We start from the raw sequence: 19,375 nt of genomic DNA, 5'->3' as shown, positions 1-19,375 counted from the left end.
TCCCGGGTTTCCGGCATAAACATGCTTTTTTTCATTAGTAGAGCAAAAGCAATTCTATGTTATCTTCCACCCCCCCTTTTTTTCAATAGGAAGGAATATACTTTTTTTGCAATGAATTGAACCCTTTACTCTATTAATTCGTACTATATCATAGTCTACTATTAAAGGAGATATTTCAATGAAGAAAAGATTGGTTTGGTTATTAACGGCCGTAATTGCACTGACTTCGCTTGTCCCAACGGAGGCGATAGCGTCCAGCAACAAAGTGGTCGATACTAATCAGGCGCTGGAGAAGATCGCTTCTGAAAAGGCGGCGCTGTTAACCAAAAATTACGGTACGGTCAGCGTCCAGTATGCATTGATTGATCACGGCGAGATTAAGGTGTCGGGACAGACAGGGGTAAACGATAAGGCAGGGAAAATCCCGCTTAGCAAGGATACCATGTATGGCATTGGATCGACGAGCAAAATGTTTACGGCCGCCGCTGTCATGAAATTGGTAGATGAGGGGAAGATCAATTTGGATACCCCTTTGGTGCAGTACATAACGGATTTCAAGATGAAGGATGAACGTTATAAGCAAATTACCCCGCGTATGCTGCTGAACCATTCCTCTGGCCTGCAAGGCACAAGCCTTAGAAATGCTTTTCTGTTCAATGATCCAGACACCTATGCTCATGATACGCTGCTGCAGCAATTGTCCACCCAGAGCTTAAAAGCGGACCCAGGCGCCTTCTCCGTGTATTGCAATGACGGATTCATGCTGGCGGAGATTCTTGTTGAGAGAGTTAGCGGCATGGATTTTACCGCATTCATCCATCAATATTTTACTGGACCGCTAGAAATGAACCATACGAATACACCGCAGGACTTACTGGAACCAGGCAAACTGGCCGCTCTTTATTATCCGCCTTTTGAGAAGCAGCTGCCGAATGAAACGGTCAATGCAATTGGAGTGGGAGGAATTTATTCCACCGCAGAAGATCTGGTACAATTCTCGCAAATATTTACAGGACAGAAGGACGGCATTCTCTCGGACGAGGCGGTCCGTGCAATGGAGCAGGAGGAATACAAAAAAGGGCTATGGCCCCAAGAAGCCGACAGCTCGATTGACTTTGGGCTTGGCTGGGACAGTGTAAGGTTGTTTCCGTTTAACGATTATGGAATGAAGGGTTTAAGTAAAGGCGGGGATACGATTTTGTATCATGCTTCCTTTGTTGTCCTTCCCGAGCAGAACATGGCTGCGGCAGTGCTGTCGTCGGGCGGCAGCAGCTCGTTGAACGAGATGCTGGCGAGTGAGCTGCTTCTTCAGGCAATGAAAGAGAAGGGCACGATCCAAGACATCAAACCCGGGAAATCATTCGGCACGCCGGTTAAAGCCGATATGTCCAATGACGTAATGAAGAACGTGGGCTATTATGGTACCCTCAACCAACTGGTTAAAATTGATATCAAGGATGGGATACTGTCCATATCGGTTCCGAGTATGCCTGGATATCCGGAGCAGGAGTTTGTATATACATCGGACGGGGCTTTTGTTAACCAGGAGGGCAGCGCGAAGGTCAGTTTTGTAACTGAAAAAAATGGACGCACCTATCTCTGGATCAGACAATATGCGACCATTCCGGGTTTAGGACAACAGGCCATGTCTCAGTATTTAGCTGAGAAGCTCGAATCTAACCCAATATCCACAGAGACAGCAGAGGCATGGGCGAAGCGGGAAGGTAAAACCTATTATCCTGTGAGCGAGAAGTTCAGTTCGGTCATATTCATGATTATGCCGACCCTTAAGATCACCCGGACCGACGATCTGCAAGGATATTTAATGGATAAAAAAATTACTGGCCCGAATACGGCTGTGAGCCAGCATCAAATTCCTGCGATAGGAAGCCGGGATACAGCTGAATACCGTTTTTACACAAAAGATGGGATTGAGTACCTTGAAGCCGCTGGAAGCTTATATGTCAGTGAGGATATCATAAAGCCGCTATTTGCGGGGAAACATTCAGCGGTTACTGTGCAAGCCGATGGCAACGCCAGATGGTACAGAGTTCCCTCTGCCGCGGCCGGTAAGAAGATGACTGTCGCAACACCGGCGAAAGGAGCTTTTGCGGTGTATGACGCCCAGGGAAAATGCGTGAGCTACACTGTAATCAGCCGCAATAACAAAGTGGTTCTGCCTGAAAATGGAACGATTGTATTTGCAGGCAATGCCGGCACTGTATTCCGCATTACATTGGAAAAGTAAATAGAATGAATTTGGCTTAGAAAGCCGCCGTCCCCGAAATGGAATCGATTTCTTTTGGGTAAACGGCGGTTTTTCTATTGCTGCGATTGGTCAGGCTATATCCCTCATAACGATTTGGTAACCAAAAAGCTTCTTTCCCGTATTAAGAATTATGAACATAATCCGATTTTACAAAAATAGAAGTAGGGGTAATGAAGCGTATGGTAATGAATCGTGTGAATGAGGAATTTACAGATCATGCTGATCTATGGTATCGGCTGGCTGAGCAGAAGGCGGCTCAGTATTTTGCAACCCTTTATATGCAGGTTATGGAAAAGACTTATGTGCCCATCCTGACAAAAGATATTGAAGTCTGGAAACGGAACCATGTCCATCATCGTTCCTGGTTATCCTTTTTTTCACGGGGAAAAAGAAAACCTGACTCTCGGGACTATCATAGATATATAGGGTGGCTGGATTATACGGGCAAATTGGATGAGTATCTGGATCGAAGCGTTTCTTATATTTACATGAGGGATTTGGGCAAAGCCCTTGATTCTCCTGACACTCAGACCCGGATTCAGCATGTAGTTGCCGACATCAAAAAACACTTGATTCATTCCACTGCAGCAAAGCGGGGAGAACAGCCCGAGTATATGAGCGTGGCCGGGTTTTATAGGTGGGCTCAGAAAGAAGGCATAGAAATCGCCGCGATGTGGGTGATAGATAAACTAAAGAACGTCGCCGCCCATATTCCAAAAGAAATGAACGCCGAGCAAGCCCAGCGTAAACTGATCAAGATCATTGTCGGGGTTGTTCTGCATGTGATTGAAGAGATGGGGGAGGAAACGCCGCCTGCGGAACGTTCACGGAGACTGGATGAAGCCATCCGGCTAGGGTATTCCTACGGACTGACCTATCCTTTTGTAGACGATCTGCTTGATTCCCAGGTCTTAACCGCCGGGGAGAAAGAACAGTATTCTCATATGATACGAACCGCGCTTCTCACAGGGTTTGTGCCTGAACTTAACGGGTGGGCCAGAAATGACATGGAATTCATACAATACGTCCATTCAGAGCTCCGGGATGCTTTTGAATATATTAAGGGAGTTCAGCGTCCGGAAACAGTGAGCACATTTTTCGAGCAGTCCTATGTGTTTTTTCATTCCCAGGACCTCGACCGCGCAAAGGACCTATCCAATGCAGATTACACCAACGAAGAGCTTTATTTACCCGTCATTTTAAAATCCTCTTCTTCCAGGCTGATTGTCCGTTCCGTACTTAGCGCCCGGATGGATAAAGGCTTTGATCATCGCATGTTCTATTATGGCATCTACAACCAGCTGGCCGATGATTTTGCGGATATGTTTGACGACATGAAGGACGGTGCGGTAACACCCTATACCTATTATTTAAAATACCGTAATCAGCGCTCGGATCTTATTAACCCTTTTGAATTATACTGGGCAGTCATTTCCCATTTGATCCACAACGTATATCACTCCGATGCCAAGACCCGTGAGGTGATACTGGATCGGGCAATCAACGGTCTAAAACGATGCAAACAACGCATAGGCACTGAAAAGTATAATGAAATCATGGAGATATTTGCTTCAGATAATCCGGAATTTAATCGCCTCGTGGGGCAGATGGTTCGAAAAGCGGAGGATGTTGATTTCTTCGATAAACTGCTGCGGGACCAGATGAATACAACTTTGAAAAGCGACCGGAAGGAAAAGGAAGACTATCAGAATACGATCCAAACGGTCCGCGAGCAGATCAACAACCTATTGCTGATTCCCAAAAATAACGGGACTCCAAAGGTGAAAGAGCCGCTTATTGATGCCGCAAATTACAGTCTCGAAGGGGACGGGAAGCGGATACGGCCAATATTGACCTGGGTCATGGGCGTAAACGAATATGGACTGAATGCAGCCGCCATCGCGCCGCTTCTGAGATCACTCGAATACATGCATACTGCATCCCTGATCTTCGATGATCTGCCGTCCCAGGATAATGCGCCTACCCGCAGAGGACGTCCAACACTGCATAAGGTGCATAACAGCGCCACGGCGGAATTAACCGGGCTGTTTCTGATCCAGAAGGCGATCAAAGAACAGGCATCCCTTGACCAGTTCGATGCGAAGACCGTGCTTTCCTTGATGCAATATTCGGCCCAGAAGGCGGAAGATATGTGTATGGGGCAGGCGATGGATTTACATTCCAAAGGGAAAGTATTGACCCTGGACCAATTGAATATGATGTGTTTTTACAAAACCGGAATTGCATTTGAGGCTTGCCTAGTTATGCCTGCCATACTTGCTCAGGTTAAAGAGCCGGAAATCGCGTCTTTGAAGAGATTCGCTTATCATGCGGGCATCGCCTTTCAGATTAAGGATGATTTGCTTGATGTGGAAGGTGATCTGCTCGTACTTGGTAAGCCCACCCGCCAGGATATCCAAAACAACAGTTCAACTTTTGTATCCGTCCTTGGTCAAGAAGGCGCCCGAAAAGAGATGTGGGAGCACTACTGCCTGGCGGTTGAGGCTTTAAGAGAGGTGCCCCGTAATACTGCTTTTCTGAAGCATTTGCTGGATTATTTGGTGAACCGTGATCGTTAAAAAGGGTTACACATGGTTGAGATTGCCTATGGGGTATGATAAGATACTTGTAATTTCTTCAAGGAGCTGAAAAGGATAATGTAGAAACTTTCTTGTTTAAGAATGGAAAACAATCAAGCGAACTCTTTTCGCGTGTTTTTATTCTTTGTTATGCAAGAAAGTTACTGAACCTTTTTAGCTCAAGTTTATATCCCTTATCCTGACCCGTAGCGGGCCGGATTTGCTGTATCTATTTGAGCTGCGAGAAAGGTACTTTCTTGCGGCTTTTTCTATTTTTGGATACAGGGGGATGATTTCATGTCATTAATCAATGTTACGAACCTGACGTTTGCCTATGAGGGCAGCTACGATAACCTGTTCGAGAACGTAAGCTTTCAAATCGATACCGATTGGAAATTGGGCTTTACCGGAAGAAACGGGAGAGGGAAGACTACTTTCCTAAACCTGCTGCTTGGTAAGTATGAGTATAGCGGGAACATTTCGGCGAATGTGCACTTTGAATATTTTCCGTTCCAAGTCGAAAACAAGGAAAATCTTACCTACGATGTCGTGGAGGAGATTGTTCCGGACTATCTTCAGTGGAAATTACTGCGTGAGCTTTCATTGCTGAACGTATCGGAGGATGTACTGTACCGGCCGTTTGATTCATTGTCTAACGGAGAACAGACGAAGGTGCTGCTGGCTGCATTATTTTTGATGGAGCACAGCTTTCTGTTAATTGATGAACCTACGAATCACCTGGACATGGACGCAAGAAGGATTGTCAGTGAATATCTGAGTACCAAGAGCGGATTTATTCTGGTGTCTCATGACCGATCGTTCCTGGATAATAGCGTGGACCATATCCTTGCTATCAATAAGACCAACATTGAAATTCATAAAGGCAATTTCTCGGACTGGTGGGACAATAAAGAAAGGCAGGATCGCTTTGAGCTGGCAGAGAACGATAAGCTGCGAAAAGAGATTAAACGTTTGTCGGATACGGCTAAACGAACGGGCGGCTGGTCCGACGAGGTTGAAAAAACGAAAAACGGCACAAGAAATTCCGGTTCCAAGGTAGATAAAGGCTATATCGGTCACAAGGCTGCCAAAATGATGAAACGCTCCAAAACGATGGAGCACAGACAGCAATCGGCGCTGGAGGAGAAGTCCAAGCTTCTAAAAAATATAGAAAGCTCAGACAGCCTCAAAATTGCACAGCTTGTGTATCATAAAAGCCGGCTTGCCGAGCTTGACAAGGTATCGATTTACTACGGCGATAAGCAGGTTTGCCAGGATATCAGCTTTACGATTGAGCAGGGTGAGCGAATCGCGCTTTCAGGCAAAAACGGCTCCGGAAAATCCAGCATACTCAAGCTGATTTGCGGTGAGGACATAAGCTATACGGGCACGTTCAGAAAGGGCAGCCAGCTTAAAATATCTTACGTCTCACAGGACACCTCCCATTTACAGGGCAACTTAACGGATTACGCCAGAACCCACGGGATTGATGAAAGCCTGTTTAAATCGATTTTAAGAAAGCTTGATTTTTCAAGAAATCAGTTTGAAAAGGATATATCCGCATACAGCGGCGGCCAAAAGAAGAAGGTGCTCATTGCCAAAAGTCTTTGCGAACACGCTCATTTGCATATTTGGGACGAACCGCTGAATTTTATCGATGTGATCTCCCGCATGCAAATTGAGGAGCTGCTGCTTGAACATTCGCCAACGCTCCTTTTTGTGGAGCATGACCGGGAATTTTGCAACAATATTGCCACAAAGCTGATTGAGCTGTAACGACATTTTGGGCTGATGGATTGCGCGCCGCAGCGCCAAGTGATATTTTGTTAAAAACCAGACTTGGTAAGGAGGCGAATGATGTGATCAATAAAGAGGAGTTAGACCGTTATTACACCCTTTCGGGCAAACGCAAGATGCTCTCTCGGCAGTTCGAAGAGGCTCTCCCGAGGTTTCACTCGCATGCGGAGGCCAGGGAATATCTGAATTCGCTGTTTGGCGAAGATTTCGTATACCTGGGATCGCAAGAAGACGAAGAGGACGACCGAGTCGTATATTGCTACACCATTGTCCATGACCGCCCCGGTTGGGAAGAGGGCACGCGAAAGATGAAAGAGACCGGATATGCGAGCGGGTCGGACTTCATTCATTCGTCTCAAGATGTTCAGATCTATGAGAATGGACAGATTTGGATGGTTTATTGATCATTAGTAGTCGGGGAGGGGGGACACAAGCCATGTATGATGACCAAGTAGAGAATCCGCTCTATGCAAAGTCTACATTATGAACAACGGCGGTTGTTTTGTATAGAGTGAGTAAATGAAGACCGCCTTACACCCTTTAATGGTGAAATCCGTTTATAATGAGACTTTGCTGCCTTGAAATGAAATTTATTTTAAGGAGTAGAGTGATCATGAAATATGTCAATGCTGACATTTTACCGGAGGAATTATTAAAGGAAGTACAAAAATATGTTAATGGTGCCATGATTTACGTTCCTAAACCTGAAGGAGTACGTGAGGGATGGGGCGTAAAATCCGGCAGTCGAAAATATATCAAGGAGCGAAATCTTGAAATCCGTCAAAGATTCTCGGACGGCGTGACGATGGATCAGCTTTCGGAGCAATATTTTCTTTCGCTGGACAGCATTAAGAAAATTGTTTACTCAAAATTAAAATAATTCACACCTATACCCCAAGTCACATTGGATTCATTTCTGATGTGGCTTTTTATTATGCAAAGAATACTTCCTAAGTATTTGCTCTATATATCCAAGCAGTTCCAGTTGTTAGAATGATCCTTGTCAACGTAAAGGGGAGGGAGCAGCTATCCGGAGAAATGTTATAGAACGTCTGAACGGACATCGGGGCGGAGTCGTATGGTTCACCGGGTTGTCCGGTTCAGGTAAAACGACGCTAAGTGAGCTTGTCGAGGAAGCATTGTTCAAACGCGGCTTCAAATGTGTTGTTATCGATGGAGACCAACTTAGAGCAGGTTTAAATCGCGACCTTGGGTTTTCCGAAGCAGACCGTGAGGAAAATTTGCGGCGTGCCGCGGAAGTGGCGGCCATGTTCTTGAATGTAGGTTTTGTCGTTCTCGTGCCGATGATTTCACCAGCAAGAGAAGTTAGAGATAAGATCAGGCATCGTTTTGATTCCAAGGATTTTGCAGAAGTTTATGTGAAATGTTCAATTGAAATGTGTGAAAGGCGTGATCCTAAAGGACTTTACCAAAAAGCCAGAAAAGGTGAAATCCGTTATTTCACAGGAATCGATGCTATTTATGAAGCACCCATACGACCAGAGCTGACTGTAGACACGGAACACACATCCATTGAGTACTGTACGCAGCAACTTGTTGAGTTCATCATCCGAAAATTTGATATAAAATCAGAAAGAGAGGAAGCTTGATGACACGGCCTAAATTAAGCTATACGATCTGGTTCTCGCAGCGAACGGGAAGCACACTGCTCAATTATGCGCTGGCCTCGACAGGGGTTGCGGGGGCCCCCCGAGAATGGTTGAATTTCCAATATAATAATCCCGCCAAATTCAAGCGTGAGGATCTGGAACAAATATGGAAGTGTGGAACTACACCTAATGGCGTGTTCGGGTTGAAGATTGGCTTTGAACAGAGATGGATCGACCTATTCCGTACCATGTCGGGGCTCCCGCAGAATGCTTCACGGGCGGAGGTATGGAGCGCTGCCTTCCCCAATTGCTTCAAGCATATTTATATGACACGCCGTAACAAAGTCAGATTGGCTGTCTCGTGGTGGCGCGCGATCGTTACCGGCGAATGGCATCGAAACTTCGGGGAGAAGCCTCAGGAACATGATATTGCGGAAAAGTATAATTTCGAAGCCATCCAATATCTGCTCCTTCAAAGCACGATGTGCGAAGCGGCAATCGAGGACTTCTTCTCGGAGTCCGATATCGTACCGCTGACGATTGTCTACGAAGATTTTATTCAGGACTATGAAGGCACGGTTATAAGGATGTTGGAGTTTTTGGATGTACAGACGGATAACATTAACGTAGCACCGCCGGCCTTGGATAAACTGGCAGACGATGTGGCGGAGCAGTGGGTGCAGCGGTTTCGGGAAGAGAGCCAGCAGGGATGGGAAAACAGAAGATGGTAAAGGGATCGTCTATCTTGGAAAAAATACCAGTTCGTGATAATATCGCTTGGTGTGATTTTTTTATAAGGGGGTATCCAAATGAAAATTGGTATTATTGGTGATTTTAATCCGGGTTATTCTTCACAACAAGCCACGAATGAAGCATTAGCCCATTCTATTAAGAAAAGTAGAAAACAAATTGAATATGACTGGATTCCTACAGCATCAATTCCTGAACAACTAGATACAATTAAAAAGGTTTATAATGGTTTCTGGATCGCCCCCGGTATTCCCGAATCTATAAGTGGAGTATTACAAATTATTAGATACGCTCGTGAACATAATGTTCCATTAATAGGAACTTGTGGCGGATTCCAAAATATAATTATCGAGTATGCCAAAAATAAATTAATGATTGAAGATGCTGATCATGAAGAACTAAACCCAGATGCTTCTAAGCTGGTTATCAGTAAACTTACTTGTTCACTAGTCGGTCAAAAAGGTGAGGTGCATATAAAGAGTCCTTCAAAGGTTGGTGAGATTTATCAGAAAAAAACTACTGTCGAACCATTCAGATGCAATTACGGGTTAAACCCGGAATTTGAAGCACCGATTCATGAAGCAGGGTTGAAAATTGTAGGCACTGATGTTGAAGGAAGGCCAAGAATTGTTGAATTACAAGGGCATCAATTCTTTATAGGGACGCTGTTTGTTCCCCAATTGAGTTCAACTCAGGAGAATCCGCATTGTCTGATAGATTCATTTATTGAACATGTATCCGGTTAAATAACCCCGGAAGTAAGTAGGAGGAAATAAATAATGAAAATAGGAACTAACCCATGCTGACCACCGTGAACCGGATGTTTGACCGAATCATGCCATGGATTACCCCCACAAGTCTGATTGCCGGTATGCTGTTCACCGTTTGGTTAAAACCCTATGGTTTTTTATCCACCTGGTTGTTTGCCTTTATGACGCTGGCAGGAAGTCTCGGGACAAGCTCCAGAGATTTCGTCCGGGTGTTCCGGAGACCGTCGCCGATGATTTGCGCTCTAATTCTTCTGCATTTTGTCATGCCGCTTGTCGCATGGCTGCTCGGGACGGCGCTTTTTGGCGGGGATGTTGAGACGATTACCGGCCTGGTGCTCGGAACCGCCATTCCGACAGGGGTAACGACCTTATTCTGGGTAGCGCACAAAGGGGGAGACGTAACCTTGACGATTGCGGTCATCCTGCTGGATACGCTACTTGCTCCGTTCCTCGTTCCGGGAATGCTGTCTCTCTTGTTCGCTTCGGAGGTACATATCGATGCGCTGGGGATGGTATGGAAGCTCCTGCTGATGATCGTGTTTCCGTCGCTGCTTGGCATGTTCATCAATCATGTGACCCGGGGAGAGGCGGAACGGGTATGGAAGCCTCGGCTCGCCCCGTTGTCGAAGATTGCGCTGGGCGGAGTAGTTGCACTGAACGGGGCATTCGTTGCTCCGTTCTTCATTCATTTTGAATGGAAGCTTGTGGGGATTCTTGCTACAGTGATTCTTCTGACACTCATCGCCTACTTATTTGGATATTCAACAGGCAGGTGGGGATGGAGGAAGGAAGCCGGGGTCACGATTTCACTGACTTACACGGTCGGTATGCGGAACATAAGCGCTGGAGCGGTAATAGCGACAACATTCCTGCCGGCTGCTGCGGCGCTGCCCGTTGTTCTTGCCATGCTCGTTCAACAATTGATGGCATCCATGGTAAGCAGCGTTCTAAGCAAATTAACTGACATTAAGCTAATCGTATCGGACAGTTATACATTGAAGTAAATTAAGTAGGTTCATTAGACAAACGAGTAATTAGAAATTCAATGGGTTGACATATCGGAAAACGTCGATAAAATGGTTACATGAAACCAATTGACCCTATTGAAGTATTTAAGGCACTGTCTAATGAAGCGCGTCTTCAAATCTTGGAGTGGTTAAAAGATCCTAAAGCCCATTTTGGACCCCAGGGAGGCGTTGATCTTATCCAGATTGGGGTATGCGTCAGCCAGATTACAACGAAACTTAATATGACCCAATCCACAACATCTCAATATTTGTCCGTCCTGCAGCGGGCGGGGCTTGTCCATGCGACTCGGCTGGGAAAATGGACATATTACAAAAGAGATGAAGAGGCAATAAAACAAGTTGCTTCCTACATTCAGCAAGAACTTTAAATCATAAAGACTGGATTCAAACCATTGAATTCAGTTTTTATATAAAAAATAAATCGATAATTCGAGATTTGTAACTAAATCTTTTTAATTTTTTCCCAAAAAATCGACATTTCTCGAATTATCAACACCTTAAAAGAGGAGCTGTTCCACATGTCCAACCATTCCAACCCGTCCGGCAGCGCCGCAACGCTCGTTATCGTTGCGCATCCGGATTTGGAGACGTCCCGGATTAACAAACGACTCACGGCCGAAATTGAACGAAGAGGCAATGTTACCGTTCACCGCCTGTACGAGACTTATCCGGACGAAAAGATCGACATTGCGCGTGAGCAGGCGCTGTTGAGGGCTCACGACCGTATCGTGCTTCAATTTCCATTCTTCTGGTACAGCTCGCCTTCCTTGCTGAAGAAATGGATGGATGAAGTGTTCGAGCTTGGATTCGCTCACGGCAAAGGCGGCGATAAGCTGAATGGCAAGGAGCTCCTCATTGCCATCTCTTCGGGAGGTGCGGAGAGCATGTACCAAGCCGGAGGCTTTCACAATTACTCTTACAGCGAGCTGCTGCGGCCGTTCCAGCAGTCCGCTAACCTGACCGGAATGATCTACCGTCCGCCCTTTGTAGTAGGCAGAATTCGTGAAGTGAGCGATGAACAGCTGGAGAAGTATGCCGCGGATTACGCCGACTATGTGGAGGGCCGGTCCGCCATCTCCGGCACAAAAGGTTAACCGCAGCCGCATACACCGAAGACAACAACGACCCAGCCACGACCTAGCCCCTTCCTGCCGCAGACAGCGGCCGGGAGGGGCTGGATTCGTCAATTTCCTAAAAACCATTTTCCCGGTGCCGGTTTTATCGTGGACGGGCGAATATTATCCAGTAACGCGAAATTCGGCGGCGAGTTTTCTTTTTTTGCCTTTTGGAATTGCACGCGAGGAGCAACTGTACGATACGCACCGAGAATACATGAAAGGCATGGTGATGGCAACCTTTGAAAGTTTAACCTGCCGGCTGCAAGTCATTGAAAAAAGATGAACGAACTCATAGATCCGTTTACGGATGAGTCGGTGAAAAAGGGCAGGTAAAGAGGCCCCTTATCAGGGGCTTACCCGTAAACGCTCGCGGTTGGCCAGACTTTCAGTGCGCCTTAAAGGCGCTTGCTTGTAACATGCCCTTATTAGGCTGATGGAAGCCACCGGCTAAGCCGGTAGTATTGAGACAGGAAAAATTGCATTTGCATAAGCGCGAAATAATGATCCCTATTCTCCTAAAAAATTGAAGACTTTCTGCAAGGATGATAGACTTTGGGATAAGACGGATTCATCCATATTTAATTTCAGAGATCAATAGGAGGCGTTAGCTTGCTCAATATTACAGCTTCTTATGCGGATACCCTTGCCCCCAATAGCGCCGCCGTCAAAAATGCCCTCGGACTGGTTCAGAAAAATAAATTTACCTCGCTCCACCGCTCTGAAGCCGGCGATCTGCTGTTTGGCGAATGTCAAGGAAGCGGCAGTTCTGGTTATTTGGCATCGGCCGATTTCGCCCAGCCAGACAAGCCGGTGTTCCGCTGCACCTGCCCTAGCCGCCAGTTTCCGTGCAAGCATACACTGGGATTGTTGTATGCGCTGCATCAGGGCAAAGTCTTTACCGTAGCGCCGGTTCCCGAAGATCTGGTGTCCAAACGGGAAAAGGCGGAGAAACGGGAAGAAAAACGACAACAGCAGGAAGCCTGCCACGCCGCAGAAAAGCCGAAGAAAACCAGTAAAGCCGCGCTCACCAAAAAAATAGGAGCCCAGCTCCAGGGGTTGGAGCTGCTGGAGAAGCTTCTGCTTGAGCTGGTACGCGCCGGACTTGGCACGATAAACGACAAGACGCTGAAGAATCTGACCGCCCAGGCCAAAGAACTCGGTAATTATTATCTCCCGGGGCCGCAGAATGAGTTGCGAAAACTGATTTTACTGATGCAGGAGGAAGCGGGGGGAAGCTTTGCTTATTCTATGGAACAGGTGACGATGCTGCATGCCCTGATCCGCAAGGGACGCAGCCATCTGGAGTCTAGGCTGGAGAGCGGCTCACCGGAGCCGGACCCCGGATCAGAATTAGAGGAACTGCTGGGCCATTTCTGGCAACTCGCCGAGCTGAAGCGTCACGGGATGACCGCGGAGGGGGTGGAGCTGGTGCAGCTTGCTTTTACCGGTTATGACGACCGGGCTCGCCAGGAATACGTTGATCTCGGTTACTGGTTGCAGCTGGACACGGGTGAGATTCACCGAACCTTGCAATACCGCCCGTATAAAGCGGCCCGCCATATCCGCGAGGAAGACAGCTTTACAGATGTGGTGCAAGCGCGGGAGCTATATCTCTATCCGGGAGGACTGAACCGAAGGGTACGTTATGAGGAGTGGCAGCCCCGCCATACGGAAGACGGTGACTGGGAGGCAGTTACCCGCAGCGCCCGTCGTTCGTATTCGGATGTACTGAAGACGGTCCGGAATCAACTGAAGAATCCGCTGGCCGACCGGATGCCCGTCATGCTGCTGCATGTAGCCGAAACGCTGGTTACGAACGGCGGCGAATACATAATTCGCGATGAAGGAGGCCATATGCTGCCACTGAGCGATATCGGCGATGTCGGACAAGGGACAGTAGAGCTGCTGTCCTGCATCAAACGCGACAGGCTCCAAGATGTCGCCCTGCTCGCAAGGTTTCGTCACCTGCCTGACGAGGGACGGCTGGCTGTTCAGCCGCTGACCGTGATCGGACAGGATGAAAGGATTCGATTGCTCTACTAAAAGAGGATAAGAGGTAGATAGGATGAGCACGACTTTATTGAATGAACTGCGTCTTGAGCTTGACCGCCTGTATATCGCCGGCAGCAATCTGGCGGGGGACGACTTCCGCCTGAAGCGTCTTTTGCCCAAATTCCAGGCTCTTGGCGAGCGTTCGCCGGTGTTCAAGAGACTAGCCGAAGGGATGGAAGGCTTGACACAATCGGGCAATCCGCCCGAGCTTGGCGCCTTTCGCCTGCAGGATCTAGGCCTGCTGCTGACCTCGGTACTGGCGACCCAGGGTTCAACGGACATTCGCGGCGAAGTGGGTCCGCTGCCCGATGGGGGGACGGATCTGCCTACCACGCTGACCTACCGCCAGTTGTCGGAGCTGCGCGGGGCCCTGACCTCAAACGGCGGAGGTCGCTACGAGATTGTCACTTCAGCATTCGAAAAAGGATACTTCTCCGACCTCCGGCTTCTGCCCCTGGCCGTTCGGGCTCTCGGCGATCCTTATGCAGAGCTGGCAGACTATGCCATGAGAGATATTATTCCTTCGTATGGCGAACAAGCGGCCCCGCTGCTCGCAGCCGGGTTCGATCCTGCCGGCGGAAGGCCGCAAGCCCGCCGTCTGTTTGCACTTGCCGCGATCGGACGGGAGGAGGACATGACCTTGATTGCCGGGGCGGCCGAAAGCGGCAGTGAGGAGGTCCGGATCGCAGCCATCGAATCGATGGGGCGGTACCCGGAATTCGCAGAAGAGCTGATCAGATATTGCGGCGATGGTAAGAAGGCTGTTCGCCAGGCCGCTTATGCGGCTCTGGCCGAAAGCGCTACTCTGGAAGCACTGGAGAAGCTATATACGGCCTTTGGCAGCAAGGACCGGGAGGTTGCAGCAGAAGCGCTCCGGCGCTGCCCTTCGGGCATCCTCAATCCGAGGTTGGCTGCGCTGCTCCGCTCGGAGCTGCAGCAGGCGGAGGAGAGCGGCTGGCCGGCGGGTGACAAAAAGAGGGCGGCCAGTTTGAGACGTATCGAGGCGCTCCGAACGGCGCTGGGCGATGTGCATCTTCCTGATCTAGACGCTGCTTATGACCGTGTGGCCGTGCACGAAAAGGAATATATCGTCGCAGGCTGGACGGATTTGATTGAGCAAGCCGCCGCCTATCTGGAGGGCTCGGAACGTCCCGAGGCCCTGGAAAGGCTGTTTGAACTAGAAGAGGCGGAAGTCCGTTTTTTACCCTACGCCTTCCGTACCGCGGCGACGCGGCTGACGCCCCGTGAGGTTTTCGCCCGTTACGGCGGAACGCGACTGGATAAGCTGAAATCGGCATTGGGCGCCAAAAACGAGCATCGGGACAAGGCTATTATCCGGACGCTGGAGGCCCTGATTCTTAAATCCCAAATGCGAATCTATGAGATGCCCTGGAACGATAATAAAGAATACGGGTTTCAGCGGGCCGAGATGCTTGCGCCTTCCCGGATCGCGGTGGAATGGGACGAGCGCTGGCTGGATTGGTTGATCGACCGTGATGCGCTCCAGTTGGTCTGCGCGTTCGCAAGGCCGGGCCACGCCCGGGCTGAAAGATATATCAAAGGAAAACTGAAGGAGAAACCCGATCTGCGGGACGGCCATGCGGTCGACCTACTGAAGGGGATGGAGCGTTTGGGGAGCCCGGATTCGCTTCGCCATGAAATGCTTCTGCTTGTGCTGGAGCATAAACGCAACTCCACGCACTATGTGCTGGACCCGTATCTGTTCGAGCAGATGCTGAGCCTGCCTCCGGACTATGCAGAGCGGCTGCAGATGCTGATTGGAGTTTACCGTTACGACAGCGCCAGACAAATCGAATATGTGCTGAAGGAGATGAACCCATGAGTACTGATACTAACACAGGAACGGGACTGCTGCGGCAGCCGGCCGAAGCGTTGTATGCGGAGGAGCTGGAGGCGCTGCGCGAGCATGACGATGGCCGCGTACCAGCGGGCTGGAGCATGTCTCCTCGGGCTGTGCTGACTTATATTACGGGTGGTACCGCTGGCAAAAAAACCATAACCCCCAAATACATCGGTAATAACCGGCTGGTCGAGATGGCCATCGCTACCCTGGTAACGGACCGCGCGCTGCTACTGATCGGCGAGCCGGGAACCGCCAAGTCCTGGCTGTCGGAGAATCTGGCCGCGGCCATATGCGGCGATTCCGGACTGGTCGTGCAGGGGACGGCAGGAACAACGGAAGAGCAGGTCCGTTATTCATGGAACTATGCCATGCTGCTTGCGAACGGGCCTACGCCGGAGGCGCTGGTGCGCAGCCCAATCATGAGGGCGATGGACAGCGGCCAGATCGCCCGTTTTGAAGAAATTTCCCGCTGCGCTTCGGAGGTGCAGGACGCCCTGATCTCCATCCTGTCGGAAAAAACGATCGTTGTGCCAGAGCTGGTTGCGGAAACGGGGGCGAAAAAAGGCTTCTCCATGATCGCTACGGCCAACACGCGTGATAAGGGCGTCAACGAAATGTCGGCTGCGCTGAAGCGAAGATTTAACATTGTCGTGCTGACTTCACCAGCTGATCTGGAGACGGAGGTTGAAATCGTCAAGAAAAGAGTGGCCGAAATCGCGTCCGCCTATGATCTTCAGGCCTCATTGCCGGCGGACGAGGCGTTTCGCAAGGTCGTTACCGTCTTTCGCGAGCTGCGCAGCGGCATGACGCTGGACCGCAAGGAGAAAGTGAAATCGCCGGGAGGCGTCATTTCCACGGCAGAGGCGATTTCGCTGCTGACGAACGGCATGGCGCTGGCGGCCAGCTTCGGGAGCGGGGAGCTGAGCGACGAGGATTTGGCCGCCGGTCTTCAGGGCGCCATTGTCAAGGATGACACCAAGGACGCACTGGTCTGGAAGGAGTATCTCGACCAGATTATGAAAAAGCGGGGAAGCGAATGGCGCGGGCTGTACCAGGCTTGCCGGGAGATAAACGGATGAGCGCCGGGAATGAGGAGGCCGACCTGCTTCTGGGTGATTCGAGTGACTGGGACACACCGGAAATCGGGGTCCATATTTTCGGCGTGAGACATCTTTCGCCAGGTGGGGCCCAGCATCTGCTGGAGGTGCTGGACGCCGTGCGACCGACGGCGGTGTTAATCGAGGGTCCATCGGACGCAACGCCCGAAATTCTGCATTTGGTCAACGAAGCCACGCGGCCGCCCGTAGCGATTCTGGCTTATACCTCAGAGCTGCCGGTGCGGACAGCGGTATGGCCACTGGCCGTATACTCGCCGGAGTACCAGGCGATGCTGTGGGCCCGCCGCAGCGGCGCGGAGGCGCGCTTTATCGATCTGCCGTCCCCGGTAATGCTGGCTCTACAGGAGCGGGAAATAGGGGAGACGGGGAAGGCTGAAGGCGGCCCGGAAGACCTGCCCGGCACCCCTAAAGCGGAGGGTAAGCCGAGGGATGAAGCCGGCAATGAGGCGGAACATGGTTTAAAGCCCCCCGCCATTGTAGGGGGCAATGAACCCGGAAATACCGGCTTTTCGCTCTACGAGACCTTTGCCCAGCTGCACGGGGAGCCGGACTACGAGACATACTGGGAGCGCCATTTTGAACATAATCTGAACCCGGATGCTTACCGGCGGGCGATCCTGGCTTTTTCCTCCGGTATGCGCGGGCTGACGGAGAAGACGGAGCACCGGGAACGCACCGGTGAACACGCGGTCAACGCCGTGCGGGAAGCCTATATGGCCCACTGCATTCAAGAGGCAGTTCGGGACGGCCACCGGCCGGACAAGATCGTAGTCGTCTGCGGTGCCTATCATGCCGCCGCGCTGACCGATCCGGCTCTGGCCATGAAGGATGAGGAACTTAAAATGCTTCCGGTACTCGGCGCGAAGCTGACCTTGATGCCTTACTCCTATTATCGGCTTTCGAGCTTATCGGGCTACGGAGCCGGGAATGAAGCGCCGCATTATTTCGACATGATGTGGGAGGCGATGGCGTTGGGAAATCTCTCCCACCTGCCTCACCGGTACATGTCGGCGGCGGCTCAGCATATGCGTGAAGCCGGCACCCATCGCTCGACGGCCGAAGTAATCGAGGCGGTGCGATTGGCAGAGGCGCTGGCTTCACTCCACGGTGGAAGCCTGCCGGCGCTGCGCGATTTGCGGGATGCCGCTCGCACGCTGCTAGGCCACGGGGAGCTTGCTCCTGTCGCAGAGGCGCTGGCCCGGCTTGACATCGGGACCGAGATTGGCGAGCTGGCCGAAGGAGTAAGCCAGACGCCGATCCAGGATGATCTTGCACGTGAGCTGAAGGCTCTCAAGCTCGAGAAGTACCGAAGTGCGGTCGCCGGGGAACTTACGCTTGACCTGCGCGAGAACCGCCGGGCTTCCACGGAGGCGGCGGCTCTACTGGATCTGCGCCGTTCGCGCTTGCTGCACCGTCTGGAGCTGTTGGACATCGGCTTTGCCAAGCTTAGACCGAGCGGGCAGGACTCCGCGTCCTGGAAGGAAGAATGGATACTGCAGTGGACGCCCGAAAGCGAGATACGGCTCGTTGAAGCGACGCTGCTCGGCGAAACAGTGGAGCTGGCCTGCGCTTATGCCCTGCAGCGTAAGCTTGAGACTTCCACGTCATTGGGCGAAGCGTCCAAGCGGATAGCGGAGGCGTGCCTTTGCGGGCTGACCGCCCAGATGATGGCCGGCATGCAGACGCTGCAGAGACTGTCCTCGGACAGTCGTGACGTCGTTGCCATCGCCGCAGCTACGGGCGATCTCTCGGCCGTCATGAGCTATGGTAGCCTTCGTAGAATTGACACGGAGCCTCTGGGTCCGCTGCTGGAGCAACTGTTCCTGCGTGGCTGCCTATTTTTAGAGGAAGCCTCAGGCTGCAACGACGAAGCTGCCTCAGGCATGGCAGCCGCGATCGAAGAGCTGAACGCCGTGGCTCAGCGGCACAGCGAAGGGGTGGACGAGGCGCTGTGGGTCCGCTCACTGGGCAACTTGGCGATGCGTGACGACCGCAATCCTAAGCTATCCGGTCTGGCATGCGCGATTTTGTTGGAGAGGGGCGAGCTTAGCGCGGAGGAGGCCGGAGCCGAGGTGTCCCGTCGCCTTTCTCCGGGCATATCGCCCGAGCTCGGTGCCGGCTGGTTCGAGGGTCTGGCCATGCGCAACCGCTATGCCCTGCTGTCCCGGCTTAGCCTTTGGGAGGAGCTGGACCGCTATATCGCCGGACTGGACGAGGAGCAGTTCCGGCGTGCGCTCGTTTTTCTCCGCCGGGCGTTTAGTTCGTTTTCGCCACGGGAGAAAACAATGGCCGCCGAATTGCTGGGAGAGATATGGGGAGTGGACGGAGAGCAGGCCGCCGAAGCGGTGACGGGTGAGCTAAGGGAGGATGAGCACGCCATGATTGAAGAACTGAACGAATTTGATTTTGAGGACTTCTAA

Annotated in this window: 15 protein-coding genes and 1 pseudogene; all 16 read left to right on the top strand. The window is 50.8% G+C overall.

Annotated elements, in window-relative coordinates; translation table 11 throughout:
* Positions 1–178: 178 nt before the first annotated feature.
* The gene (locus PDUR_RS13840) at positions 179–2,248 is read left to right on the top strand and encodes a serine hydrolase domain-containing protein (protein ID WP_042206781.1); all 2,070 of its coding nucleotides are present in this window, start codon (positions 179–181) and stop codon (positions 2,246–2,248) included.
* Between the two features lie 206 nt (positions 2,249–2,454).
* On the top strand, positions 2,455–4,848 hold the full coding sequence (locus tag PDUR_RS13835) for a polyprenyl synthetase family protein (RefSeq protein ID WP_042209359.1): 2,394 nt from the start codon (positions 2,455–2,457) through the stop codon (positions 4,846–4,848).
* Between the two features lie 297 nt (positions 4,849–5,145).
* Entirely contained in the window at positions 5,146–6,624 is a 1,479-nt protein-coding gene (locus tag PDUR_RS13830) for an Lsa family ABC-F type ribosomal protection protein (RefSeq protein ID WP_042206780.1), read from the top strand.
* Positions 6,625–6,707: 83 nt separating this feature from the next.
* Positions 6,708–7,049, top strand: a complete 342-nt coding sequence (locus tag PDUR_RS13825; RefSeq protein ID WP_042206779.1) for a hypothetical protein — start codon at positions 6,708–6,710, stop codon at positions 7,047–7,049.
* A gap of 209 nt (positions 7,050–7,258) precedes the next feature.
* The gene (locus PDUR_RS13820; RefSeq protein WP_042206778.1) at positions 7,259–7,525 is read left to right on the top strand and encodes a CD3324 family protein; all 267 of its coding nucleotides are present in this window, start codon (positions 7,259–7,261) and stop codon (positions 7,523–7,525) included.
* Between the two features lie 148 nt (positions 7,526–7,673).
* The gene (gene cysC, locus PDUR_RS13815; RefSeq protein ID WP_042206777.1) at positions 7,674–8,255 is read left to right on the top strand and encodes an adenylyl-sulfate kinase; all 582 of its coding nucleotides are present in this window, start codon (positions 7,674–7,676) and stop codon (positions 8,253–8,255) included.
* Complete coding sequence (locus PDUR_RS13810) at positions 8,255–8,986, top strand: Stf0 family sulfotransferase (RefSeq protein ID WP_042206776.1); 732 nt, start codon at positions 8,255–8,257, stop codon at positions 8,984–8,986. Before cysC ends, PDUR_RS13810 begins: the two co-directional genes overlap by 1 nt.
* A 78-nt stretch (positions 8,987–9,064) precedes the next feature.
* A complete protein-coding gene (locus PDUR_RS13805; protein WP_042206775.1) occupies positions 9,065–9,751 on the top strand; it encodes a CTP synthase C-terminal region-related (seleno)protein in 687 nt (228 codons plus the stop codon).
* A gap of 53 nt (positions 9,752–9,804) precedes the next feature.
* A complete protein-coding gene (locus PDUR_RS13800) occupies positions 9,805–10,779 on the top strand; it encodes a bile acid:sodium symporter family protein (RefSeq protein WP_042206774.1) in 975 nt (324 codons plus the stop codon).
* A gap of 89 nt (positions 10,780–10,868) precedes the next feature.
* Positions 10,869–11,171, top strand: a complete 303-nt coding sequence (locus PDUR_RS13795; protein ID WP_042209358.1) for an ArsR/SmtB family transcription factor — start codon at positions 10,869–10,871, stop codon at positions 11,169–11,171.
* A 150-nt stretch (positions 11,172–11,321) separates the two neighbouring features.
* The gene (locus tag PDUR_RS13790; RefSeq protein WP_042206773.1) at positions 11,322–11,897 is read left to right on the top strand and encodes an NAD(P)H-dependent oxidoreductase; all 576 of its coding nucleotides are present in this window, start codon (positions 11,322–11,324) and stop codon (positions 11,895–11,897) included.
* A 93-nt stretch (positions 11,898–11,990) separates the two neighbouring features.
* Positions 11,991–12,204 (top strand): annotated as a pseudogene (locus tag PDUR_RS30345) (ROK family protein); the annotation flags it as partial.
* 326 nt (positions 12,205–12,530) lie between these two features.
* Positions 12,531–13,964: an SWIM zinc finger family protein gene (locus PDUR_RS13780; protein ID WP_042206771.1), complete on the top strand. Its 1,434-nt coding sequence runs from the start codon at positions 12,531–12,533 to the stop codon at positions 13,962–13,964.
* Positions 13,965–13,986: 22 nt separating this feature from the next.
* Complete coding sequence (locus tag PDUR_RS13775) at positions 13,987–15,816, top strand: HEAT repeat domain-containing protein (RefSeq protein WP_042206770.1); 1,830 nt, start codon at positions 13,987–13,989, stop codon at positions 15,814–15,816.
* Complete coding sequence (locus PDUR_RS13770) at positions 15,813–16,916, top strand: AAA family ATPase (RefSeq protein WP_042206769.1); 1,104 nt, start codon at positions 15,813–15,815, stop codon at positions 16,914–16,916. Before PDUR_RS13775 ends, PDUR_RS13770 begins: the two co-directional genes overlap by 4 nt.
* The gene (locus tag PDUR_RS13765; RefSeq protein ID WP_233277374.1) at positions 16,913–19,375 is read left to right on the top strand and encodes a DUF5682 family protein; all 2,463 of its coding nucleotides are present in this window, start codon (positions 16,913–16,915) and stop codon (positions 19,373–19,375) included. Before PDUR_RS13770 ends, PDUR_RS13765 begins: the two co-directional genes overlap by 4 nt.

The sequence above is a fragment of the Paenibacillus durus genome, from assembly GCF_000756615.1.
Taxonomy (GTDB): domain Bacteria; phylum Bacillota; class Bacilli; order Paenibacillales; family Paenibacillaceae; genus Paenibacillus_AQ; species Paenibacillus_AQ durus.
This window is presented reverse-complemented; position numbering and strand designations above follow the sequence as displayed.